Raw genomic sequence first — 25,404 nt, 5'->3', positions numbered from 1 at the left:
ACAGTAGTAGCTCCAGCAGAACCAGTTAAAGTAGCTGACCCATCTAACCTAACAGATCCTGAAAAGAAAGCTGTAGAAGATGCAGTTAAGAAAGCAAATCCAAACTTACCAGAAGGTGCAACAGTCGAAGTAGGTAAAGACGGAACAGTAACTGTAAAAGACAAAGATGGCAAAGAACTTGGCAAATTAACTCCATATAAGACAGTTAAGAAAGCTGATGAAGCAGGAACAGTAGTAGCTCCAGCAGAACCAGTTAAAGTAGCTGACCCATCTAACCTAACAGATCCTGAAAAGAAAGCTGTAGAAGATGCAGTTAAGAAAGCAAATCCAAACTTACCAGAAGGTGCAACAGTCGAAGTAGGTAAAGACGGAACAGTAACTGTAAAAGACAAAGATGGTAAAGAACTTGGCAAATTAACTCCAGATAAGACAGTTAAGAAAGCTGATGAATCAGGAGCAGCAACTTCAGTAGATAAGAAACCTCTAGAAGCTGAAGCAGCTAAGAAAGATGCAACAAAAGCATCAGACAAATATCAAAAAGCAGACCAAGCTAAAAAGGATGCATATGATAAGGCACTAGCAGATGCAGAAAAAGTACTAGCAGATCCTAATGCAAGTCAAGAAGACGTTGATAAAGCTAAGAAAGCTCTAGCAGATGCTGAAAAAGCATTAAACGGAGAAAAAGCTTCTGGCAATGAGTCAGGTGGCAATATTGGCGGAATAATTATCCCAGGATCAAAAGCTGATGAAGGCGATAAAGACAATACATCTAATGAAGATGATAATAAGAAAAAACTAACAGAAGCTGAAAAGTATCCAGCAAAAGCTATAAAAGTTAAAGCTGGTGCAAGGGATATGAAGCATTTAACAGACGATGAAAAACAAGAAGTAATCGACAAAGTTAAGAAGGCTAATCCAGCAGCGATTGACGTAATAGTAGATGATAAGGGTAATGCAACTCTAATCTATGCTGACGGTTCAAAGAACTTCATTGATGCTGATGATCTATTCTTCCAAGTAGCAGCTCAAAAAGAAAAGATGCCTAATGCTAAAGCTAATAAAGCAGGCAAAAACGTCAAGACAGGCGTAGGCTCTGTAAGCGGACTAGTAGGATTAGCAGGAATTTCTATAGCAGGACTACTTGCAAGCAGAAAAAAAGAAGAAGAAGATAAGTAAACTTATCTGAAACTTAAAAAACAAGACTCTTAATTGGGTCTTGTTTTTTTGGGCTTAATTGTGACGGTTGTTAGGGGTTGGAAATAAACCTGTGGTCCGTGCATAGTAAATAATAACACCTAACAATTTCTTTAGGCTTCTCCACGTTGGTCGAAGCAAGGGGGTGGAAAGCTTTTATAAGCTTCCTTCATTATCCCTTTTATCGAGCGAAGCGGAGATAGCTATTACGAAAACTGAAATCCTAAGACAGACTAAGAGAGACAATTTACTATATTCGAAGTCTATATAAACAAATCACCGATGTAAATACAGAACCCACGATATACAAAACCATGAGATTTCTCATTACATTCGAAATGGGAGGATATGATCTATAAACTTATCTTTAGGATAGATATGAATTGATTCTATATAAAAAACATTGAAGAAATATGAGAAAATCTAGAAAAACACAAGGCCCCTTGTCTCGAGCGTAGCCGAGAGACCTATTACGAAAACCCAAATTACAAGATAAACTAAGCACGACATGCTGCTATATTCGAAGGCTTGTGAAAATAAACTTGTGCTACGTGCATAGTAAATAGTAACTACTTATCGGTTCTAATAGACTTCTCGACAAGCTCGAAGAAAGGGAGGAGTGGGAAGTTTTATAAGCTTGGTATGGATACAATAAATAGTACAATTTAAAATCGAATATATGATACAATAAATAATAAGAAATCATAGGAGGATTTTAAATTGGCTAGACACTACGAAGACGACTTCAAAAGGCAAATAGTAGAAATCTTTAACCAAGGAAACTACACATATAAAAAACTAGGTGAAGAATACGACATAGCACCATCAACAATAAGAGGATGGGTAAATAGGTACAACAACTCAAACTCCTTCGACATAGATGATAATAGAACAGAAGAAGAAAAGGAACTAATCAGACTAAGAAAAAAACTAAAACAGCTTGAAATGGAAAATGATATTTTAAAGCAAGCTGCACTACTACTAGGCAAAAAGTAAAGCTCATAATCTCAAATAGAGATAAATACAGTATTAGTGCAATGTGTAAGTTTTTAGGAATAACAAGAAGCTTAATATACTATCATATAAACAAAGAAGAATCTAAAAACAACCTAAAAACAGAAGAGCTTTTAGAAGAGAAAATCAAAGAAATATTCAGAAAAAGTAAAAACGCGTATGGATCTAGAAAAATCAAAGTAGAACTAGAAAATCAAGGCATAATAGCATCAAGAAGAAAAATATGTAAAGTAATGAAAAAACACGCCTTAATCTCAAGCTATACAGTAAAACAATACAAGGTAGAAAAAACTACATGTAACAATAAACAAATAAAAAATAAAGTAGACAGACACTTTGATAATAGAGAATCTTTAGAAGCATGTGTAAGTGACTTAACCTATGTAAGAGTAGGAAATAGCTGGAACTATATATGTGCAATAATAGATTTACACAACAGGGAAATAATAGGCTATGCAGCAGGTAAAAATAAAAGTGCTGAATTAGTAAAAGAAGCAATTTACTCAATAAGATATCCATTAAATAAAATAAAAATATTCCATACAGATAGAGGACGAGAATTTGATAATAAGAGCATAGATAAAATCCTAGATGTATTTGGAATAGAAAGATCCTTAAGCAAAAAAGGAAGTCCTTATGATAATGCTGTAGCTGAAGCATTTAATAAGGTAATGAAAACAGAATTTGTTTATCAGAAAGAATTTAGAAGTTTAAATCAACTAAAATTAGAACTATCAGAGTATGTTTACTGGTACAACAACCTAAGGATCCATGGATCCTTAGGTTACTTGCCACCAGTTAAATATAGACATTTAAGATTAAATAGATATTATTAGTTAATCTTAAATTAGTACGTTCGATTTTAGATTGTACAAATAGGTGTTGACAATCCAGCTTCCTTCAAATCTCGCTTCGCTCGACCACTCTGCCTCTGTACCAGACCTACCGCCATTCATTTCATGAATGGGGTTAGGACTTCGAATGGAGGCCGCTCAGCTACGGCATCAAGCTTTCCATCAAATCACTTCGTAATTTGGGATAAGCATAGACATGAGCCGCGGGGGCTTGCCTCTTGTCTCGAGCGTAAGTCGAGAGACCTATTACGCAAACTTAAATCCTAAGACAGACTAAGAGCGACAATTTACTATATTCGAAGGCTATATAGACCAATCACCGATGTAAATACAGAACCCTTGATATACAAAACCATGAGGTCCTCCTAGAGCCACGATAACATGCCTTGATTTGGCATGTTATCGCCGAATGATAGCGCGGGAGCGCGGAGAGCTTCGAAGAAGCGGCATTCGTACGAGCTTGCCCTCGCATAGGTCGAAATGGAAGGGGACTCGGTTTCTGGTTTTATTAACATTCTTTATTATAGTATCTCCTTTAAATAATTATATGTAACTAACGAAAAACTACGGACTCACAATACCCCCACCTCGACTGGTGTTTTCTTTGTTTTATTTTCCCACAAAAAAATAGCCAATAGTCAGTATTTTACTGCTTTTGGCTATTTTTCTTTTTCTATTACTAGGATGTAGGGTGGGTTGTTGGGTCTGTTGGTGTAGGTTATTTTTAGGATGGAGTAGGTCTTATTGTCTAGGCTTTCTAGGTAGCTTTCTAGGCTTTGACTTTCTTTCTTTCCGGCTGGGTGACCTGGGTAGATTGTTAGTATTATGCGGCCGCCTTTTTTTATAAGCTTTAGGGCCTTTTTTAGGCTTTTTAGGGTAGATTCTGCCTGGGTGGTTATGGTTTTGTCTGCTCCTGGCAAATAGCCTAGGTTGTAGATTATAAGGTCTACTGGGTCTTTTATATATTTATCTATTTGGTCATGGCTTTTTAGGATGAAGGTGAATCTTTTATCTTCTCCTATTAGGGCCTTTGTTTTTGTTTCGGCTTGTTTTTGGATGTCGAAGGCTGTGAGGTTTTCTACTTGTGTGTTTTCTAGGATGAATTTGCTATCTTTGCCTGTGCCTGCTGTCATGTCGATGGCTGTTTTTATGTCTTTTTTATCTAGGATTAGGTCTTTGACTAGGTCGACTATTCTTTTGGCCATTAGTAGCACTCCATGTTTTTTAGGTCTTTGCCGTCTATATTTCTGAAAAAGTCGGCACTGCTTGGGTTTTCTTTTCTGATGGGCATACCCATCCTGTGCATTTCGTTGAGTTTGAAAATCATGAGGTTGACGTTGACATCGTACATGCTTGCTAGCTCGTTGTAGGTGTAGCCTTCTTTGACATCTTCTAGGAGGCTTTTCTCATCTAGGAGAAGATGGGCTGCGAAGATATTTGCTTCTAGCTCCATTTCGTTGTTTATGTCAAAGATTTGGTATTCTACCATGCCTTCTGCTGCGTAGGCCTGGTGGTAGATGTCATGGCCTAGCTCGTGAGCAAAGACCATGTTTAAGATCCTGTAGTCTACGTTTGGGTTGTAGAAGACGAAGCGGGAGTTTTTGATGATTTTGTACATGCCTAGAAGTTTGGTGTCACTTTTGAAGGCTATGAGGTGGACTCCACGCTCTTTTAGGATTTCTTTTGGATTTCTGCTGTCATGTTTTTTGATTAGGTCAAGGGTATCCTCATAGATTTGATCGTATGAGTAGGTCATTATTTATCCTTTAGTCTACCGTGCTTTTTGTTTTCTTGTCTAGCTATATAGTAGGCTTCTGAGATTGCATCTAGGATGGCTTTTTTGTCTTCTTCTGGGATTTCTCCTCCTGCCATGAGTCCTACTACTCCGTCTACCAGCTCTCTTGCTTCGACGCCAGCCTTTAGGCCGTAGTTTTCACGGGCTGTGAGGACGAAGTCCTCTTCATCGGTGACTAGGTAGTCGTGGCTAGTGTCTAGGGACTTTGCTAGTAGGTCGTAGGTCTTTCTATATCTAGGCTTGGACAAGCCTAGTTCATATCTGGAGATGGTCTTTAGGGAGACATCTACCATGTCTGCTAGCTCTTGTTGGGTTAGTCTTTTTTCTTCTCTTAGCTTTTTTAATTTGGTGGCGAAACTCATTTTCTCTCTCCTTCTAGACTCTTAGAGTCTAATGTTTTTATTCTATGCTTGACAAAGGACTCTTATTGTCCTATAATTATCTTAAGTCATTTATTGTCTTAATTATACATTAATAGTCTATGAAATTCAAGAGGAGTTGTTATGAAAAGAATTATCCTACATTCAGATATGAATGCCTGCTATGCTTCTATAGAGGCTAAGCTTAATCCTGCCCTTAAGGGCAAGGCTATGGCTGTGGCTGGCAATCCTAAAAATAGAAATGGCATCATCCTTGCCAAAAGTCAAAAGGCTAAGGAGATGGGGGTTCAGACTGGCGAGCCTATTTGGCAGGCCCTTAGCAAATGCAGGGACCTAATCCTGGTTCCTCCTCAATATGACCAGTATCTTAAGCATTCAAAGATGGCCAAGAAGATCTATTATGATTATACAAATCAGGTGGAGTCTTTTGGCCTGGATGAGTGTTTTATAGATGTGTCTGGATCTACCAAGCTTTTTGGGACAGGCCTTGATATAGCTAGAGAGATTTCTAGGAGGATGAAGGAGGAGGTGGGCCTTACTGTAAGCATTGGCGTTTCTTTTTGCAAGATTTTTGCCAAGCTTGGCTCGGATATGAAAAAGCCTGATGCCATCACTAGTATTGACCAGGATAATTGGAGAGACCTTGTTTGGCCACTGGCTGTCGAGGAGATGGTCGGCATAGGCAGGGCGACTAAGGCTAAGCTTAATCACATAGGCATTTACACCTTAGGAGAGCTTGCAAAGGCTCCTGTAAGCCTTTTAGAAAACCTACTTGGGGTAAATGGGGTCTATCTTTGGACCTATGCCAATGGCAAGGACAGTCGCCCTGTAGTAGACATCAACCACAGGGATATTATTAAAACTATTGGCAATTCCTCTACCTGCAGGAGCGATCTGGTCAATAACGGCGAGGTTAAAAATGTCCTCCAAGAGCTAAGCTTTTCGGTATCAAGAAGGCTAAGGCAAGCCGGTCTTGAGGCTGGTGGGGTGGAAGTCTTTGTCAGAAATAAGGACTTATTTTCCCAGACCTTCCAGAAAGAATTGCCCCTAAACACCCAATCTTCCATAATCCTTGCCAAAGAGGCTCACGAGCTTTTTATGGAAAAATACGACTGGGATACGCCAGTCAGGGCTGTGGGAATCAGGGCCATAAGGCTGATGAAAGAGGGATCTGGCAGCCAGCTTGATATGTTTCTAGACCATGAGAAGTATTTTAAAAGCGAATCCTGCGATAAGGCCCTTTATGAAATTAGGAAAAAATATGGCAAAGATGCCGTAAGCTTTGCAGCCCTCACAAGAGACATTAAACTTCCAAAAGAGATAAATGAGATAATAACTTTGCCAGCTAGGCATTTTAATAGTTAGAAGCCCGCCCGTACGAATGCCGCTTCTTCGAAGCTCTCCGCGCTCCCGCGCTATCATTCGGCATAAACATGCCAAATCAAGGCATGTTTATGTGGCACATGGAGGACCTGTGCAGAATGGTCGAGCGAAGCTCGAAAGCCTGCCCGGCGCACAGAGGATAATGATGGAAGTTTGTAAAGCTTCCTACTATTTCCCTTGCTTCGACTTTCGTGGCAAGCTCGTACGAATACCGCTTCTTCGAAGCTCTCCGCGCTCCCGCGCTATCATTCGGCATAAACAATTTGCCCTAGCGGCCGAGAGCGTCCAAATCAAGGCATGTTTATGTGGCTCGGAGAGGACAAGTCTATTAGAAATGCTTTGATGTTTTTATTTACTACGCACAGAGCACTAGTTTATTTTCAAAGCCTTCGAATGCAGTGAATTGTCGTACTTAGGTTCTCTTGGAATTTGAGTTTACGTAATAGGTATCTCCACTACGGTCGATACAAGGGAAGGAGCGCTCGAGACAAGGGAAAGGGAGGTCGAGACAAGGGGTTGAGGCTTTTTATAAAAAAGCTACCGTTTCCCTTGCTTCGACCGTAGTGGAGAAGCCTAAAGGATTTGTTTGATATTATTATTTACTATGGACCAAGCATAGGTTTATTTCCCTAGCCTTCAAATATAGTAACATACCGTGCTTGGTTTTGTCTTGGGATTTGGGTTTGCGTAATAGGTCTCTCGACTACGCTCGAGACAAGGGGACACGCCTGCCCGGCGCACAGGGCCCTCCACGGAGTGGTTCGCAGCGAAGCGAGAAAAAACTGACCTCTAGGGGCCAGTTTTTTTATGAGAAGATATTTATAAAAAATGTAATAAATATTGGATTGGTGAGGTTAACAGCAATAGCTAATACTATTGGAAAGATAAACATGGCCACATCGGCTGGGCCCTTTTCTTCGATTATAGCTTCCATATTGGCCATGGCATTTGGGGTTTGGCCAAGGCCTACACCGCAGTGACCAGCTACCATGACTGCTGCATCATAGTCCCTGCCTAGGATGTTGAAGGTGACTAGGCTTGTGTATAGGCTGATGAAGATAGCTTGGGCTATCATTATTATGACCATAGGACCAGCTAGGCTCATTATGGCTTTTAGGTTGAGGTTGATTAGGGCTAGGGATAAAAATAGGCTTAAGGAAATATTGCCCACAGTGTCTATATTTGTCATATTTATCGGTTTTTTTAGGCCATCGTAGATATTTCTTACGATTAGGCCTCCAAATTGGCAGCCTACATAATAAGGGAAATTGAGGCCGGTTAGGGCAAGGATTTTATTGATAAAAGTCCCTAAAAGGGCAGCTAGGCCGATTATGATTATGGCTTGGGTTAGGGATTCTTGATTGATAAGGGCAGATATTTTCTTCTTATCAAGACCTGACTGAGATCCCTTTGTCTTAAGGTCGTATTTATTTATCAGTCTTTTGGCTGTAGGGCCACCCACAAGAGATCCAGCAAGAAGGCCGAAGGTTGCAGCAGCTACTCCTATTGAAGTAGACCCATTCGCTCCCAAATCTTCCATGATTTTGCCAAAGCTTATCGCAGATCCGATGCCACCAGTCATGGATGTAGAGCCCATGGCTATACCGTGGAGGGGATTTATGGCAAGGATTTTTGCAAGGGCGACTCCAATTACATTTTGGAGGGGCAAAAGGATTATTATAGCCAGTGCTAGCCTTAGTCCAAGAGATCCAGACCTTTTAAGCATGGCAAAGGATGCTGAAAGGCCAATGGCTGTGAAAAATATATTCATAAAGAAGTCTTGGAGGATTTTATCAAATTCAAAATAGGCAAGACCAGCTTGGCCTAGGATAAAAACCACAAGGCTTATAAGAAGGCCGCCTATTACAGGGGCTGGGATGAAAAAGGTCCTAAGGAAGGAAAACTTCTTCTTTAGACCCATGCCTAGGATAAGGGCTATGATAGCAAGGCCCAGGCTTTGTAAGATGTCTAATTTTATATTCATAATGACTCCATTCTTATTTTATTAAGATATTATCCTTTTATTTTCCAAAGAAGCAATAGATTTTTTACTATATGAAGCGATTTGTGTAAAAAAGTATAATATATATAAGCCTTATTAGTTAAGGGTGAATAAAGGTGTGCCTATGCATGCCTAATTTGAAAAAAATAGAGTTTTTAACTTTTTAATTTAGCCTGCTTTTTTAGCAGGTTTTTTATTTAATAGGAATTTGAGTAAAATTTCAATAAAAAAGCCCCTTCTCCTTGAAATAGTATGGTCCTTTATAATATAATTAGATAATAGGAGAAGTGTATGAAAATTTTATTTTACTTAGCAGGATTTGCCTTATTTTATGCGATGATAGGCTATCCTCTTACTCTTTTGATTTTGGATAAGCTTATCAAAAGAGAAAACAAACAAGATTATTCTATCAAACCTAGCGTGTCGGTTATTATTTCTGCCTACAACGAAGAGGATGTAATAGAAAAAAAGCTTGAAAACATAATTCAAACTGACTACCCAACATATGAAGTTATTATTGCAAATGACTCTTCTACAGATAGGACAGTTGAAATTTGTGAAGAATTTATTAGAAATAATCCTGACTATGATATCAGGGTAAACACTGTCAAAAACCATCTTGGCAAGACCAATGCCCAAAACGAGGCGGTGGAAGTGGCTAAGGGCGAGATTATTGTCTTTTCTGATGCCAATTCTATGTTTAAGTCAAATGCCATAAGTGAGCTTGTATCTTATTTTGTAGACGATGATATAGAATATGTGTGCGGCTCTTTGATCTATCACGAAGATGATGAGATTTCATCTGTTGTAGCTGAAAATACCTATTGGAATTTTGAGCTTAAGATGAGAAAAATCGAATCAAATATCAAGACAATAACCAACGGCAACGGGGCAATCTATGCTGTTAGGAAAGAAGACTACAGGCACATTGACCTAGTCAATAGCCACGACTATGAGCTTCCTTTATATGCAGCCCTAAATCACAAGAGAGCCCTTTATAATCCAAAGGCTGTGGCCTTTGAGAAGGCCGGTCAGACTACAGCAGATGAATTTAAAAGAAAGGTCAGGATGCAAAGAAGAATCCTTACCAATATATTTACCAACCTCAAAAGGCTAAATATATTTGAGTATGGATGGTTTTCATTTTTTACCTTCAACCACAAGACTCTAAGATATTTGCAGGCCTTTTTTCATATAGTTTTATTAGTTACTAACTTCTTTCTACTAGGAGAGGGAGTATTCTACGGGTCATTTTTCTTGATGCAAATAGGTTTTTATGCCCTAGCAATAATTGGCCAATTTTCAGGAGCAAAGAGCAAGATATTCTACTTCCCAAGATATTATTGCGCCATGATGCTTGCCCAAATAATAGGGGCTTATAGGGAGCTAAGAGGCTATTCTAAGCCAACTTGGGAAAAGGCGGAGACTACTAGAAAATAATGAATGTTGAAGTATTAATCTCTGCTATGAATGTGGAGAGTATTGATTTTTATAAGAAGTTTAATCTGGAAAGTGACGCCCTAATCATAAATCAGACTGATCACAATGGCTATGAAGAAATTGTTACAGATGATTTTAAGGTGAGGATGATATCGACAGATACTAGGGGTCTTGCCAGAAGCAGAAACCTAGCCCTACTTAATTCAGATGCTGATATAGTAATATTTGCCGATGATGATGAGGTCTTTGAAGAAGGCTACCTAGCCAGGGTCAAGGATGGATTTATTTCCTATCCTGACGTTGATTTTTTCGTATTTAAGACAATAATTTATCAGGATGGTCGAGAGATTATAAAGGTTAAGGAAAATAAGAAGCTTGGCTTTTATAATTGCCTGACCTATGGTTCTGTACACTTTGCCTTTGATAGAAAGGCTGTAGCTAGGAAAAATATCTACCTCAATACTAATTTTGGAGCAGGAACAGAAAATGGTTCTGGGGAAGACTCAATATTTATCCTAGATTGCATTAGAAGCGGCCTAAAGGCAAGGACTAATACCGACCTTATAGCAAGAGTCTACAACGATGAGTCGACCTGGTTTGAGGGTTTTAATGAGAAGTTTTTCCTAGATAAGGGAAAGCTTGCCAGGGCCTTATTTCCAAAGGCCTATAGGCTTTATATAGAACAATTTTTAATAAGGCATCCTGAGATGTTAAGAAAAGTAGAAAAAAGTGCAGCACGCAAGCTCATGCTTGAAGGTGCTAGTCAATATGGAGGAGAAGATGGAAAATAAAAAATCGATGTTTCAAGCTACCTTGTCATCAATTATAGCCGGAATAATTGTGGCCATGCTTGTTTACTTTGGTCTGAATTTTGCAGGCTTTAAGGAATACAGGGCAAGTACAAAGCTTGTGACAAGTTCAGTAGAAAATTTAGATGAGGCAAATTCTGCAAATGACTTTGCAAATGTAATCAATTCTAATGCTATTAAACAAAGGACCTTGGATAATCTAAAGATAGATTGGTCCCTATCAAAACTAGATAGCAAGATGAAGATAAAGGCTCTGGATAACTCTGCAGTCGTTGACATATCAGTCACAGACACAAACAAGCTTAGGGCAGAAGATTTGGCAGATGAATATGCAGACCTTTCTGCAACAGTTATTAACAATATTTACAATACTGGTGCAAATGTAATGGAATATTCTTATGAAAATGCCAAGGCTATTGACAATAGCCTAACTTATGCAGGGATTGCTGGTGGCCTAGGATTCTTACTTTACCTATTAGGATCTTTTGTATCAGTTAAAAGATATAATAACAAGCTTAAAAAACAAGAAAAGAAAGACTACAGGCAAAAAGAAAAAAAAGTTAAAAAGCAAGTAGAAAAAAACAAAAAAGAAATCAAAAAACAAGAAGAAATCAAGGAAGAAATTAAGGAAGAAACCTTCACCCAACCTATCGAGAAGATAGAAGATAGGGAAGAAGACTTTGGTGAAACTAGAAAAATCGACAGAAGTGCTATAGACTTGGCCAAGGAAGCGGTAGATGAGCAGGAAGATGAGGGAGAAGAAATAGTTTTTGCTTCACCTCTAAAAGAAGAAGCAAGCAAGGCTTCAAGCAAGCTAGAAATCCTAGGCAAGCTTCCTAAGTATAAGATTGGAGATTTAGATGTTTAGAAGAAAAAAAGTAGACGAGAGAAGAGAGATACTTCTCCAAGCCTTCTACAATCTAGAAGATAAGCTAACAAGCAAGCTTGATCCAGCAGATGCTATAGTAGCCTTCACTGCGACAGATGATAAGACAAATAAGATAAATACAATCTTAGTAATGGGAGGTCACCTGGCAGAAGAAAACGAAAGAATTCTAGTAATAGATGCCAATCTCAGGGCCGATGAGCTTGAGGAGATGAAGGGCTATTATAACAAGAGGGGCTTTGTAGATTGCCTGCTTGGAGATTATGCCCTTGATGAAGTTTTGGTAAAGGAAAATGATAATCTCCACCTTCTTATGACAGGTAGGGTAGCTGATTATGAAGATATGTATCTAGAGCCATCAGCAATCAAAAGTTTTTTTGATGAGGCTATGGTAAAATACGACTATATCTTTGTAAACACAAAGGAAAATATTGACATAGCAGAGGCAAATGTATTTTGTGGCCTAGCTGATAAGACAGTAATCCTAACCAATGAAGAAGCAACAAGAACCTATCTCCTTGAAGAATCTGTTGACCAACTAGAAAGCACAGGGGCTAAAATCCTTGGCGTGGTAGTTACAGATTATGAATACCAAAGCGATGAACTAGACGACTTATTTGGAGGCAATTAATGAAAAAAATCAAAACACTTTTGATCTTAGGTCTTGTAATTTTCTTAGCTTCTTGCCAAAATGATTCTTATGTATCAGTAAGACATCCCCAAGGAGAAGAAGGCCAAGTAGCAGAAGAAGCAAATACAGAAGATAAAAAGCAAGAAGAAGCTGATTTGCAAAAAGAGGTAGAAGAAGAAAAAGACCTTGGCAGAGACCTAGAAGAAGGGGTAGAAGTCATGGTGAAAGATAGCGTAAATATGAGACTTGCTCCATCAGAAAACTCATCCATAGTAGCCGAAGTAGGACCAAATGATGAGATCCTAAACCTAGGCGAAACTGAAGGCTGGACAAGGGTAACAGTAAATGGCAAAACAGGTTATATAAGAAGTGACCTACTCATTAAAAAATAAATAACAAAGAAGGGTACTAAGCAAAAGAATAAATCTTAAATAGGCTATAAGGCGTCTCCTTACTGGCTCAGAGAAGGTTTTATAATTCATAAGGCAAATATAAAAAATATTCTTTTAGCTTTAGGCCCTTATTTTTGTAAAAAAATTTAAAAGATATGTTATAATTAAAATAGAGAGGTTTAAATGATAATTATATTTTTAAAAAATATCTTTATGCCAATCTTTGCGGTGACAGCTGTAATTAGCTTAATTAACTTCATAATAGATGGCAAAAGGGTATATGCCTATGTCAGCATTGTGACAGCTTTACTTGCCGCAATAGCCCTATTTATATCGATTATAAGCCCGGCTAGTGATTTGTTTGTGCAATTATATTTATTGTTATTTTTATTATCAATATCCCTAGTCATCATGGCTTTAAAAAAGCAAATCGATGCTTTTACCCTGATTGGTATAATTTTGATGGTTGTGATGTTGTATCTATTACTAAAATTCCCATTGGTATGAAAGAGGATTAAATGATTAATATCAAAAATTTAAGAAAAGTTTATGAAAATGGCTATGAAGCCTTAAAATCTGTCAATCTGGATATAGAAGAAGGAGCCCTTGTGACCCTTCTTGGTCCTTCTGGTTGTGGTAAGTCTACAATCCTAAATATTATAGCTGGTATACTTGACCCAACTGAGGGAGATATCCTATTTGATAATGATTCGATTGTAAATCTTCACCCAAAAGATCGTGATATAGGTATGGTATTTCAAAATTATGCCCTATATCCACATATGACAGTCCTTGAAAATATAATCTTTCCCCTAACTGTAGGAGAGCATAAGATTAAAAAGGAAGAAGCTATTAAAAGAGCTCAAAAATATATGGACCTTACCTATATTACAGATATAAAGGATAAGAAGCCTAGCCAAATATCTGGTGGTCAGCAACAAAGGGTGGCTATAGCTAGAGCCTTAGTTAAAAATCCTAAGACCCTACTTCTAGATGAGCCTTTAAGTAACCTGGATGCTAGGCTAAGGTTATCTATCAGAGAAGAGATTAGAAATATAGTAAAATCTGTAGGTGTTACCACTGTATTTGTAACCCACGACCAAGAAGAAGCCCTATCAATTAGTGACTACATAGCCCTAATGGATAAGGGAGTCATCCAACAATTTGATAAGCCACAAAACCTATATCTAGAGCCTGCAAATCTCTTTGTAGCTAAATTTATAGGCAATCCTATAATAAATATTTACGAGCTTGATAATACAAAAGATTCTATAAGCAGGGACAATCTATTCTTAGATAAATCAAAGCTTATCGAAGATAGAAAAAAGGCAAGTCTTGATAAGGATACCTACCTAGTAGGGATTAGGCCAGAGCATTTCAAGCTTGATCCAAATGGGGATCTAGAAATAGAAGTAGAAACTAGGGAAATGATAGGTCGTTATATGATCTTGCATTTTAATATCCTAGGCCAGGCATCAAGGATGGTTGTCGATTCAGCCCTTGATATAAAAGATGGGGAAAAGATTAGAGTTTCAATTGATCATAAGGCAATCTATATATTTGAAGAAGATGGAAAGAGAGTCTACTAATGAAGAAAAAGTCCTCCTACAGGGCAGAAAGGACCAACAAGGCTTGGTTATACTTGCTTCCTGCCTTATTCTTTATACTGGTATTTAATGTATATCCACTTATTAGAACCTTCTACATGAGTGTTCACAACAATAACATCATGAATCCAACCTATGTTGGCTTTCAAAATTTCCCTATTGTCCTAAATGACAAGCTCTTTAGGCTGGCTATGAAAAATACCTTGATTTATTCGGTCACAGTCGTGCCTTTGTCTATAATCATTTCCATGTTTATAGCCCTAATCCTAAATGAGAAAATTAAGGGAGATAAGTTTTTTGAGACAATATTTTTTATACCTTACCTAACAAGTGTAATAGCTGTAGGTATCGTATTTAGGTATTTATTTAATGGCAAATATGGTTTTATCAACCACATGCTATCCTTTGTGGGTATAGGTCCAATTGATTTTTTAAACAATCCTGACTACAACATGCTAGCAGCCATTATATTTGGTGTGTGGAATGCCCTAGCCTTTAATATAATCGTAATCTTAGCTGGTCTTAGGGGAATAGATGAGTCTTATTATAAGATAGCCGATACCTTCGGGGCAAGCGGCTGGGAGCAATTTAAAAAGATAACCCTCCCACAGCTTACAAGCATAATTACATTTTTGTTTTTGACAAGTTTTATTTCAGCCTTTAAGGTTTATAACCAGATTTTCGCCCTCTTTAATGGCAAGGCAGGTGTGGGAAATAGGCTGATAACAGCAGTGTTTTATATTTATAGGAAGTTTTATGTGGAATATAGGTACGGCCAGGCCATGGCTGCAGCAGTCCTACTTTTTCTCTTCCTATTAGTCCTAACCTTTGCTCAAAGAAAAATAATAAAGATGATATCAAGGTAGGTTAAAATGAGAAAAGTATTAAAAGTTTTATCATTCATATTCATAATAATAATGGCAGCAGTAACCCTCTTCCCATTTTTGTACATGATATCATCATCATTAATGAGTTTTGGAGAGGTAACACAGATTCCGCCTAAGCTTTTACCAAAGGCCCCACAATTTGCAAACTATGTAGAGGCCATGAAGGCAGCTCCATTTGCAAGATATTTTGTAAACACAGTATTTGTATCCCTAATAAATACTATGGGAACTCTGATAACAACAGTACTTGCAGCCTTTGCCCTAAATTTCCTAAACTTTAAGGGGAAAACAGTCTTACAAAATTTTATGCTAGCCTTATTAATGGTTCCTTTTGAAATAATAATTTTCACCAATTATTCAACCATAGCCAAGCTAGGTTTACTAGATACCTATACAGCACTAATAATCCCATTTTTGGCATCAGTATTTTATATATTCTACCTAAAAGAATTTTTAAAATCTGTCCCAATGGAATTTTATAATGCAGCCAAGGTAGACGGGGCAAGCGACTTTGAATTTATAAGAAGGGTTATGATACCGATGTGTAAGCAAAACCTATTTACCATAGGCCTGCTTAACTTCATCACAGGTTGGAACTCATTCTTATGGCCAATCCTTGTTACAAACACAACAAAGATGAGGCTAATATCAAATGGTCTATCATCATTTGCCACAGAAGCAGGTCAATTAATCCACCTACAAATGGCAGCATCAACCATTACAATCTTACCAATCCTAATACTTTACTTTATCTTCAGGAAGCAAATCCTAAGAGGAGTATCATTTGGAGGTATAAAAGGTTAATCTTGAAAAAAATCCCTAGAGGGGTATATATTTATTGTAAGAACGTAGCTAAATAATTAGCCGAGAAGCACCTTTAAAAAGGAGAAATAAGGGGTAAAAATGAAAAAGAAATTATCATTATTAGCAGCGCTAGTCTTAAGTCTAGGAGTATTTTCAGCATGTGGATCTACATCAAACGAAGCTCCTAAAGAAGAGACTAAGGTAGAAGAATCTAAAAAAGCAGAAGATTCTAAAGAAGAAAAGGCAGAACCAGCCAAAGAAGGCCAAACAGAAATCAAATTCTGGCATGCAATGGGTGGCGGACAAGGCGAAGCTCTAGAAGCAATCGTAGCTGACTTTGAAAAAGAAAACCCAGATATAAAAGTAACACTTCAACACCAAGGTGGATATGGTGATCTTAACCAAATCCTAGTTGCAACAATGCAATCACCTAAAGACCTTCCAACTATAACTCAAGCTTATCCTGACTGGATGCTACAATTTAGCGATGCAGGCATGGTAGCTGACCTAACAGATAGGGTAAAAGGCGAAGGCGGAATTGAAGATTATGATGACATCTTTGAAGGTGTTAGAAACGAAATCGAACAAGATGGCAAAATCATAGGACTACCATTTAACAAATCAACAGAAGTTCTTTGGTACAACAAAGATATCTTTGACGAACTAAAACTAGAAAACCCAACAAACTTTGAAGAGCTAAAAGAAGTAGCAAAGAAAATCAAAGAAGAAAAAGGCATTCCAGCTTTCGGTTGGGACTCTCTATCAAACTTCTACGTAACCTACCTTAAAAACAAAGGTATAGACTTTGGTCCAGACTTAGATGTAACAAGTCCTGAGTCAATCGAAGCGGTTAATTATTACCTAGATGGTATCAAAGAAGGCTACTTCAGAATAGCAGGAACAGACCAATACCTATCAGGTCCATTTGCCAATGAACAACTAGCAGGCTATATTGGATCAAATGCTGGTGAAGTATATGTAAAAGAAGGTGTAGAAGATAAATTCACCTACGATGTAATGCCATATCCAGCTGATAAAGCTGTTCAACAAGGTACAAACGTATATATGTTTGAAGGTGCAAGTGATGAAGAAAAAGATGCAGCCTTCAAATTTATAAAATACCTAGCAAGCAAAGAAGCACAAATTAAATTTGGTCTAGCAACAGGCTACATGCCAGCTAGAAAGAGCGCTGTAGAAAGCGATGAATACAAAAATTCAGAGTCAAAAATAGCTCCAATCCTAGCACCAGCAAGTGAGAAATTATTCTCAAGACCTCTTGTACCAGGCAGCCAACAAGCCTACAACGACATAGCAACAAAATTAGAAGAAATCCTATCAAACCCAGATGCTGACGTAAAAGCAGAAATGGAAGCATTCAAAGGTCAATTCGAAGCAGATTTCCAATAATAAAACAAGAGACCAGCGGCCAGCTGGTCTTTTTTGGACAGTAATTGCTAAAAATATAACAATATTAGCCGAAAATGAAAAATCGTGATATAATAAGCTTAAGAAAATTAAAGATATCGGCTTATACCGGTTGATAATAGGGACTTTTGTAGTTTTGTCTACAATAGTCCCTTTTTTAAAAAATATTTTGGAGGAGATATGGCAATAATTAATGTAAATAACGAGATCAAGACCCTTAAGAAGGTTATGCTACACAGACCTGGAGATGAGCTTTTAAATCTTACTCCTAACTTACTAGATGAGCTTTTATTTGATGATATTCCTGATCTAGAAAAGGCCCAGGAAGAGCATGATGATTTTGCAAAGATTTTTAGAGATAATATGGTAGAGGTTGTTTATCTTGAAGACCTTATGGCTGAAACTCTTAGTGCAAATGATGGCCTTAGGGAGAAGTTTTTAAAAGAATATTTAGATGAGGCAGGCATTGTCAATGCTGATATTTTTAAGGAATCTAAGAATCTTTTAGAAAGTATTAAGGATAATAAAGAGTTTGTAGAAAAAACTATGGCAGGCATTAGCCTTGCAGAAATTGATTCCTTTAACCATCTTAGAGATAGGGTTGTAAGCCATGAAAGATATACAGCTATCAATCCTATGCCAAACTTATACTTCACCAGAGACCCTTTTTCATCAATAGCAAATGGTGTTTCAATAAATGCTATGTATTCTGTAACCAGGTCTCGTGAGACTATCTATGCTGATTATATCTTCAAATACCACCCAGAATATAAGGATATCAAAGACTATTATGGCAGACATGAAGATAAGCACATAGAAGGTGGTGATATACTAAATATCAACGAAAACCTAGTCATGGTTGGTATTAGCCAGAGAACTGAAATCGACGCTATAGAAAAGCTTGCTAGAAATCTAATTTTTGATGAAAATAACGAAGTTAAGCAAGTTCTTGCTGTAAATATTCCAAATGAGAGGGCCTACATGCACCTTGATACGGTCTTCACCCAGATAGATTTTGATACCTTTACCTACCATCCTGGAATTATTTCAAGCTTCCACGCCGTAAGCTTTACATCAAAAAATGGAGAACTTGTAAGCGAGCAGATGGATAAGAGTCTAGATGACCTACTTAAGGATGCCCTTGGTCTTGATAAGATTAATCTCTTGCCATGTGGGGGAGGAGACCCAATTGCAGCCCTTCGTGAACAGTGGACAGACGGGTCAAACACCCTAGCCATCGCTCCAGGCAAGGTCATAGTCTATAAGAGAAACAATGTCACAAATAGGATGCTAGAATTAAATGATATAGAGGTTATAAAGCTAGATTCTTCAACCCTTACAGTCGGTAGGGGTGGTCCAAGATGTATGTCTATGCCACTTGTTAGAGATTAGGAAAAAGTGGGTATAAAATATTTAAGATAAGTATTATCTTAGAAAGGAAGTATCTTATGGGATTATTTAAGAAACTTGCAGCTATAGCGGCGGCAGATAAGATTACCGACGCTTTAAAAGATGATAAAAAGAAAAGAGGATCTAAAATGTTTAAAGATAGCAATTACAAAGATAAACCAAATATTATTTCAAGAATAGCAAAGGGAGCCTTCCTAATAGGGGCAGGCGCCTACCTACTAAAGAAAAATAAAAAAGAAGTTAAAGAAGGTATTGAAAATGTCAAAGGCGGTGTAGATAGGGCTAAAGAAAAAGCCAACAGAGCCAAGGACGACTTCATAGATGCCTTTAATGGTGAGGAATTAGAATAGATTATATAGTGAACCCAGAATTATCAGAGATATTGAAATATTAGATGTTTTGGGTATAATGATACTAACCATGAACTCAATGAAATGCATGGCATATTAAAAGAGACGAGTCGCTAGCTCGTCTCTTTTTTCGTGCTTTAGTTATCATCGTTATTTTTGCTATCAAGCCACTTGCATAGATAGTAACCAGTTATCTCCGCTGCGACAGCAATTATGAACTCAATGAAAAAATGCATAACATCACCTCCTCCCACCCTAGTGGGCCGATGATAACATATATATTATATCACATTTTTTTCTAAAATAAATCTATAGCTAGGCTCACAGCCTTACTTTCCCAAGTTTGATTTCTTATAAAAAAAGTTGCAAAACTTTTCTTTATCTTCATTGACAAAGTATCTTTCTTTGGGTATTATATAGGAAGTTTGGGGTCCTAGATTCCGAAAAATTTATGGAGGTATTTATGTCTAAAGAAAAGAAAATCTATCATATTGATGACAAGGTTCCAGCTAAATTACTATTGCCGCTATCTTTGCAACATACTTTTGCAATGTTTGGGGCATCTGTTTTAGTTCCTATTTTATTTCAAATTAACCCAGGAATCGTTCTTCTTATGAATGGTATTGGAACATTATTATTTATACTTATTACTAAAGGCAAGGCACCTGCTTATTTGGGTTCCTCATTTGCATTTTTAGCACCAGGTACAGCTATTATTGCAAAACAAGGATTTGAATATGCGCAAGGTGCCTTTGTTGTAGTCGGAATTTTGGGTTGTATCATGGCCTATATTATCTATAAGTTTGGCATAAAATGGATTGATGTAGTATTGCCACCTGCTGCTATGGGTGCTGTTGTAGCCCTAATTGGTTTTGAGCTTGCAGGCAATACTGTCACAGGAGGTGCCATTGGTGCTAACCTTATGACAGATACAGCTAGCTCTAAGGACTTTATAGTTTTTGGCATAACCCTACTTACAGCCATCATCGGTTCTGTAGCCTTTAAGGGATTTTTCTCAACAATTCCTATCCTAATTGCTATAATTGTAGGTTATATTTCAGCTGTATTTTTTGATATGGTTGACTTTACACCTGTTCTTGAAGCAAAGCTATTTACTATGCCAAACTTTCACTTGGCCAAGTTTTCAGTAGAATCAATCCTTGCTATGCTACCGGTAATACTTGTTATAACAAGCGAGCACATTTCCCACCAGGTCGTTACTTCAAATATCGTCGGCAAGGACCTTCTAAAAGATCCAGGCCTACACAGGTCAATCTTTGCAGATAACTTCTCTACAGCCATTTCAGGTCTTGTAGGTGGTGTACCAACTACAACTTATGGTGAAAACATCGGGGTTATGGCTATTACAGGAGTTTATTCAGTACAAGTTATAGGCGGAGCTGCTGTAGTTTCAATCCTTATGGCCTTCTTTGGACCACTTGCAGCCTTTATCTCAACCATTCCAGGCAATGTCATAGGCGGGGTAACCTTCCTACTTTATGGAATGATTGGTACAAGCGGCATCAGGCTTTTGGTAGATCAAAGGATCGATTATTCAAAATCTATAAACCTAGTTCTAACATCAGTAATATTTATAGCTGGTCTTTCAGGCCTATCAATTAAGTTTGGGTCAATAAACCTATCAGGCATGGTTCTAGCATCTGTTGTAGCAGTTGTCCTATCAGCCTTTATGACTCTTTTAAGAAAATTAAACTTAACAAATCAATAAATTTAGCAAATAAAAAATCCAAGGCGATCCTTATGATCATCTTGGATTTTTTAAATTAAAGACCAAATATTTCTGCGCCTAGTTTTGTCTCAGCTGGGTCTTTGCCTTCAAAGACTATAGCTTTGACATCCATTTGGTATTTTATATCTCCCCAAAGGATGCCGCCTACAAACTTATCTCCATTTTTAAAGAGTTTGTAGATTTTTCCGTCTTTTTCGATTTTTTCTTCTTCAATACCTTCGCCAGAATTCATTCCTGCAGAAAATAGCTTGATATCACCAATCATTAGAGTTGAGAATGGTTTTGGTTTTTCATAAGTTCTATGTTCTCCAGTCATGTTGGCACCGGCAATCTTGCCCATTTCCATGCTGGCTGTCCAAAGTCCGATTGTGAAATTATCTATTTGAGCCACATCTCCTGCTGCATAGATGTCATAGCCTTCTACTTTTAGGTCTTCTCCTACTAGGATGCCCCTGTCTGTGGCTAGATCTGAGTTTTGGGCGATTTCTATATTAGATCTTACACCTGCTTGAATCATGATGGCATCAGCTTTGATTTCTGAATCATCTGATAGCTTTACTCCAACAACGTGGCCATCTTCGATTAGGATTTCCTTGGTATTTTTGCCTGTTAGGGTTTCAATTCCCATCTCATTTAGGGCCTTTTCTAATTTGCCTGAAAGGTCTCTGTCAAGCTGTCTAGCTAGTAGGTAATCAAAGGCTTCAATTACAAGGATATCAAGGCCAAGCTTGTGGGCTGAATCAGCAGCTTCTAGTCCTAGGATGCCACCGCCGATTATGACTAATTTTTTCTTATCTTTGACATAATTTTTAAATTCTACTAGGTCTTCTGAGCTTCTTATTGCAAAAACACCTTGGCTGTCAGCGTTTTTGATAGGTGGGATAAAGGCATGAGCTCCTGTTGCAATTAGAATCTTGCCATATTCTATCTCTTCTCCATCTTCAAGGTAGGCAAGCTTCTTGTCCTTATCTATTTTTACAACCTTTGTATTAAATCTTTCCTCTATGTGTCTGTCATTATACCAAGGGTCTTTCTTGACAAGGATTTCATCATCGTTAAAGTCCTTGGCAATTAGCTCTGATAGCCTTGTTCTCCAATAGGTATGACCCTTTTCATCAGATACTATGAGTATAGTCGCTGTATCTTCGTGTTTTCTAATTTCTTCTGCAGCTGATAGACCAGCTATACCATTTCCTATAATTAAATAATCGTACATTTACTATCCTTTCATATTTTGCTTATCTCTTATAATTATATCACTTTGATAAGATTATAACAACGATAAGAAGCTTTTATGGTATAATATTTCTATGAGAAGAGCAGAAATTAAAGATATAAACAAAATTGAATACATAATAGAAAATGCTAAAAAAGCCCTAAAGGAAGATGGTATAGACCAATGGCAGATTGGGTCTATGGATAGGGATTTTCTTTGTAATCAAATTATTAAAGGCAAGTCTTATGTCTACGAAGATAAGGGGGAGGTTAAGGCCTATGCATACCTTTCTGATGATAAGGAATCACCTTATAAAGACCTTGACCAGGATTTTAATGGGGAAAATTACATTACCATTCATACCTTTGCAGTGGATATTGAATCTAGGGAAAAGGGACTTGGTTCAAGATTTATGATGGAGATACTAAAGTATGGAATTTATTTAAATCTTGATAGCCTAAGGATAGATACCCACCATGATAATTTTAGGATGAGGTCTTTGTTAAATAAATATGGCTTTAAAAAAATTGGGAAAATTTTAATTGATGAAGAAGGTAAGAAAAAGCCAAGAATAGCCTATGAGTTAATGTTATGATTAATGAAAAGCAAGATATAATTATAAATAAGGCAAGAACTCCTGCAGCAGTAATTGCAGGCCCGGGCACTGGCAAGACCTTTACTATAGTCAAAAAGGTAGTAAGCCTTATAAAAAACGAGGGCTATCAGGCAAATAGGATTCTAATTACTACCTTCACCAAAAAGGCTGCCAAGGAGCTTTCTACAAGGATAATTTCAGAATTTAAAAACGAAGGAATAAGAGCTGAGCTTAAGGATATGATGATAGGAAATTTCCACTCCTTGGCTCTTGATTTTATGGAAAAATACCCAGTCCTTGATGAGAATTTCCTTGATAAGACCATCATAGATACGGTGATGGAGACCTATATAATCGAAAAAAATCTGGACCTTTACAAAAAAATCCCAGACTATGATATATTTATAGACTACAACGACGTCTTTGTCATAAAAAATATCTACGAAGAAATAACAAACAAGCTCTACGACCCCCTAAAATTACTAGCAAGCGAGGACCCAAAAGAGGCCTTTGCTGGCAAAATTTTCCTTACTCATGAAAAAATATTAACAGACAGAAATCTAGTCAACTTCCAGATGATTTTAAGGGATTTTTATAGGCTCTTAGATGACCCTATAAGGGGAGAAGAAATCAGGTCTGCCATTGATTTTGTCATAGTCGATGAATACCAAGACACCAACCACATCCAGCAGGAGATTGCCTTTAAGCTAGTCAGGGATAAGGAAATCATGGTCTTTGGTGACGATGACCAGTCCCTATATGCCTTTAGGGGGGCAGATCCAAAAAACTTAACCAATTTTAGCGACAATTTCTATAAGGCTAAGGGCTATAGGGCAAATATTTATAGGCTTGATATAAATTATAGGTCCAACCAACACATCCTAGATGGGGCGAGTGCTTGGCTTAAAAGCTTGGGTGCTAAGGATATAATAGATAAAAATCTCAGGGCCAAGGTTAAGGATTCTAATCCAAATACAATAGTTAGGGCCAGGGCCTATGAATATGGCAATTTATTGAAGGTTGTAAAAATTTTATCTACCTATATAAATCTTGGCCAAATCGCCTTTTTATTCCCATCCTTGGGAAATGATTATGTAAACAATCTCCAAGCTTTTTTTGAAGCAAATGGTCTAAGGGTATTAAATAAGAAATCTGCTAAATATTTTGAAAGAAGCGAGATAAGAGCCCTTGTATTTATTCTAATGAAGCTAGTAGGTCTTAGTCCATATTATGAAGACCCGGCCAATGCTTATGGCAGAGATGCCAAGGAAAAAATTGCCTACATGAATTATCTTTTTGACCTTAATAATGATCTTTCTTTAGTCCAAAATAAGGAAATCATGGACTTTATCGATTCTAAAAAGGACGCTGATATACCTGTCACAAATCTCCTCTACCAAGCTCTAGGTCTTGATTATTTTAGGGCCTTTCTTATAAAAGATGAAAAGGAAATGGAAGCCTTAAGGGAGATTACAAATATTTCTGCCTTCATAGGAGCTGCAAGGGATTTTGATGAGATTTATGGAAATGACAGGGATGAAGATTATTACAAAGAATTTGTAGAAGCTTATATCTTACACCTCTACTCATCAAAGGCCATTGAAGAATTAAAAGACCTTGAAAGTCACAAGGATGCGGTAAATTTCATGACCATCCACCAGGCCAAGGGCCTTGAGTTTGATACAGTCTTTATATCTGGTCTTTATGATAAGCCAAGGGCAAATACCAATGATTTCCTAGCAAAGAGAGATCCAAAGGACTTTACTTTCGTAAAAGACTTTTATAGGAAATACTATACAGGCTTTACCAGGGCCAAAAACCTCCTGGTTTTGCTTGATAATAATAAAGATGTAAGGCTTGCAAATTTTGCAAAAAAATATCCTCCAAGCTCGATTTTAAAGACAATTGATTTTAAAAGAACCGAAGAAGAGAAGGAAAAGAAGACCCTAGCCTACACAACAGACATAGAAGTCTACAAGTCTTGTCCTTTATCCTACAGATTTATCAGAAAATTTGATTTTAAAGCCCTAAAGACAGAAGCCCTCTCCTTTGGTACCAATACCCATAAACTTGCAGAATACATGGCCTTAAGGCCAGAAGATAAGGAAAAATTTGAAGCTTTTCTTAAGGATAATCCAAAATATAAGGAGCCTTTGGACAATTTTTCCAAAAGAGACTTTGAAATAGGCTCTGTGGAAGCAAATTACAAGCTAGATAGAAACTTTTACATCCTCCAGGGAAAGGTGGATATAGGCCTAAAAGACGGGTCGATTTTGGATATAAAAACAGGATCTTATAAGGGAGGTTTTATCGAAGCCTACAAAAATCAGCTCATGACCTACAGGCACCTAGTCAAGGCCACAGGCAAGGATGTGAACAAGATGTATCTTTATTTTATAGAAGAAGATAGGCTCATAGAAGTAGCCCCAACAGATTTTGATATAAATGAGATTGATAAGATTGCAAAGCTAATCGATGAAAACCTCACCCTAAGAAGGACTGAGGATGAGGATAAGTGCAAATTCTGCCAGATGAAGTATTTTTGCAAAAGAGATTGATAAAAGTCTACTATGTAATACA

22 protein-coding genes and 1 pseudogene are annotated in these 25,404 nt (G+C 37.5%); 18 read left to right on the top strand and 5 right to left on the bottom strand.

Translation table 11 applies throughout. From position 1 onward, the window contains the following. Together C8269_RS06920 and C8269_RS06915 are read left to right on the top strand one after the other, a co-directional pair. Positions 1-1,176 (top strand): annotated as a pseudogene (locus tag C8269_RS06920) (FIVAR domain-containing protein); the annotation flags it as partial. 738 nt (positions 1,177-1,914) lie between these two features. Beyond that, a protein-coding gene (locus tag C8269_RS06915) for an IS3 family transposase (RefSeq protein ID WP_199792160.1) occupies positions 1,915-3,044 on the top strand; the annotation gives its coding sequence in 2 pieces (ribosomal slippage) (positions 1,915-2,182 and positions 2,182-3,044; 1,131 coding nt in all). 677 nt (positions 3,045-3,721) lie between these two features. On the opposite strand, the gene C8269_RS06910 is transcribed toward C8269_RS06915, so the two are convergent. The 3 genes from C8269_RS06910 to C8269_RS06900 are packed head-to-tail and all read right to left on the bottom strand — an operon-like array spanning position 3,722 to position 5,219. Next, complete coding sequence (locus C8269_RS06910; RefSeq protein WP_106460979.1) at positions 3,722-4,267, bottom strand: tRNA (mnm(5)s(2)U34)-methyltransferase; 546 nt, start codon at positions 4,265-4,267, stop codon at positions 3,722-3,724. Then, a complete protein-coding gene (locus C8269_RS06905) occupies positions 4,267-4,818 on the bottom strand; it encodes an ImmA/IrrE family metallo-endopeptidase (protein WP_106460978.1) in 552 nt (183 codons plus the stop codon). The genes C8269_RS06910 and C8269_RS06905 overlap by 1 nt, the downstream gene beginning before the upstream one ends. Beyond that, positions 4,818-5,219, bottom strand: coding sequence for a helix-turn-helix domain-containing protein (locus C8269_RS06900; protein WP_106460977.1), 402 nt, complete (start codon positions 5,217-5,219; stop codon positions 4,818-4,820). The genes C8269_RS06905 and C8269_RS06900 overlap by 1 nt, the downstream gene beginning before the upstream one ends. A 141-nt stretch (positions 5,220-5,360) precedes the next feature. Between C8269_RS06900 and C8269_RS06895 the strand changes: the two genes are divergently transcribed. Then, positions 5,361-6,602, top strand: a complete 1,242-nt coding sequence (locus C8269_RS06895; RefSeq protein WP_106460976.1) for a DNA polymerase Y family protein — start codon at positions 5,361-5,363, stop codon at positions 6,600-6,602. Between the two features lie 823 nt (positions 6,603-7,425). Here C8269_RS06895 and gltS read toward each other — a convergent pair. After that, on the bottom strand, positions 7,426-8,604 hold the full coding sequence (gltS, locus tag C8269_RS06885; RefSeq protein WP_106460974.1) for a sodium/glutamate symporter: 1,179 nt from the start codon (positions 8,602-8,604) through the stop codon (positions 7,426-7,428). A gap of 309 nt (positions 8,605-8,913) precedes the next feature. Between gltS and C8269_RS06880 the strand changes: the two genes are divergently transcribed. The 13 genes from C8269_RS06880 (at position 8,914) to uraA (ending at position 20,992) form a co-directional block, all read left to right on the top strand. Continuing rightward, positions 8,914-10,062 (top strand): glycosyltransferase, encoded by a 1,149-nt coding sequence (locus C8269_RS06880; protein WP_106460973.1) that lies wholly within the window; start codon positions 8,914-8,916, stop codon positions 10,060-10,062. Next, positions 10,062-10,853 carry a glycosyltransferase gene (locus C8269_RS06875; protein WP_106460972.1) on the top strand — a complete coding sequence of 264 codons (792 nt, stop codon included), beginning with the start codon at positions 10,062-10,064 and terminating at the stop codon, positions 10,851-10,853. Before C8269_RS06880 ends, C8269_RS06875 begins: the two co-directional genes overlap by 1 nt. After that, complete coding sequence (locus tag C8269_RS06870) at positions 10,843-11,739, top strand: chain-length determining protein (RefSeq protein ID WP_106460971.1); 897 nt, start codon at positions 10,843-10,845, stop codon at positions 11,737-11,739. Before C8269_RS06875 ends, C8269_RS06870 begins: the two co-directional genes overlap by 11 nt. Continuing rightward, the gene (locus tag C8269_RS06865) at positions 11,732-12,388 is read left to right on the top strand and encodes a protein tyrosine kinase (RefSeq protein ID WP_106460970.1); all 657 of its coding nucleotides are present in this window, start codon (positions 11,732-11,734) and stop codon (positions 12,386-12,388) included. The genes C8269_RS06870 and C8269_RS06865 overlap by 8 nt, the downstream gene beginning before the upstream one ends. Then, positions 12,388-12,780, top strand: a complete 393-nt coding sequence (locus C8269_RS06860) for an SH3 domain-containing protein (protein ID WP_106460969.1) — start codon at positions 12,388-12,390, stop codon at positions 12,778-12,780. The genes C8269_RS06865 and C8269_RS06860 overlap by 1 nt, the downstream gene beginning before the upstream one ends. A gap of 183 nt (positions 12,781-12,963) precedes the next feature. Next, positions 12,964-13,287, top strand: coding sequence for a hypothetical protein (locus tag C8269_RS06855; protein ID WP_234025845.1), 324 nt, complete (start codon positions 12,964-12,966; stop codon positions 13,285-13,287). Between the two features lie 11 nt (positions 13,288-13,298). Next, positions 13,299-14,369, top strand: a complete 1,071-nt coding sequence (locus C8269_RS06850; protein ID WP_106460968.1) for an ABC transporter ATP-binding protein — start codon at positions 13,299-13,301, stop codon at positions 14,367-14,369. After that, a complete protein-coding gene (locus C8269_RS06845; protein ID WP_106460967.1) occupies positions 14,369-15,253 on the top strand; it encodes a carbohydrate ABC transporter permease in 885 nt (294 codons plus the stop codon). The genes C8269_RS06850 and C8269_RS06845 overlap by 1 nt, the downstream gene beginning before the upstream one ends. Before the next feature lie 6 nt (positions 15,254-15,259). Continuing rightward, positions 15,260-16,078: a carbohydrate ABC transporter permease gene (locus tag C8269_RS06840; RefSeq protein WP_106460966.1), complete on the top strand. Its 819-nt coding sequence runs from the start codon at positions 15,260-15,262 to the stop codon at positions 16,076-16,078. 99 nt (positions 16,079-16,177) lie between these two features. Beyond that, complete coding sequence (locus tag C8269_RS06835) at positions 16,178-17,485, top strand: ABC transporter substrate-binding protein (RefSeq protein WP_106460965.1); 1,308 nt, start codon at positions 16,178-16,180, stop codon at positions 17,483-17,485. Positions 17,486-17,683: 198 nt separating this feature from the next. After that, complete coding sequence (locus tag C8269_RS06830; protein WP_106460964.1) at positions 17,684-18,895, top strand: arginine deiminase; 1,212 nt, start codon at positions 17,684-17,686, stop codon at positions 18,893-18,895. 56 nt (positions 18,896-18,951) lie between these two features. After that, the gene (locus C8269_RS06825; RefSeq protein ID WP_106460963.1) at positions 18,952-19,263 is read left to right on the top strand and encodes a hypothetical protein; all 312 of its coding nucleotides are present in this window, start codon (positions 18,952-18,954) and stop codon (positions 19,261-19,263) included. Between the two features lie 463 nt (positions 19,264-19,726). After that, a complete protein-coding gene (uraA, locus tag C8269_RS06820) occupies positions 19,727-20,992 on the top strand; it encodes a uracil permease (RefSeq protein ID WP_106460962.1) in 1,266 nt (421 codons plus the stop codon). Between the two features lie 55 nt (positions 20,993-21,047). Here the strand turns inward: uraA and C8269_RS06815 are convergent, their stop codons facing one another. Next, positions 21,048-22,229: an NAD(P)/FAD-dependent oxidoreductase gene (locus C8269_RS06815; protein WP_106460961.1), complete on the bottom strand. Its 1,182-nt coding sequence runs from the start codon at positions 22,227-22,229 to the stop codon at positions 21,048-21,050. A 94-nt stretch (positions 22,230-22,323) separates the two neighbouring features. On the opposite strand from C8269_RS06815, the gene C8269_RS06810 reads away from it, so the two are divergent. Beyond that, entirely contained in the window at positions 22,324-22,824 is a 501-nt protein-coding gene (locus C8269_RS06810; protein WP_106460960.1) for a GNAT family N-acetyltransferase, read from the top strand. Next, positions 22,821-25,382 (top strand): ATP-dependent DNA helicase, encoded by a 2,562-nt coding sequence (locus C8269_RS06805; protein WP_106460959.1) that lies wholly within the window; start codon positions 22,821-22,823, stop codon positions 25,380-25,382. Before C8269_RS06810 ends, C8269_RS06805 begins: the two co-directional genes overlap by 4 nt. Positions 25,383-25,404 lie beyond the last annotated feature (22 nt).

The organism is Anaerococcus sp. Marseille-P3915 (genome assembly GCF_900258475.1).
Taxonomy (GTDB): domain Bacteria; phylum Bacillota; class Clostridia; order Tissierellales; family Peptoniphilaceae; genus Anaerococcus; species Anaerococcus kampingae.
Note: the sequence above shows the minus strand (reverse complement) of the source record. Positions and strands in the feature narration are given on the sequence as shown.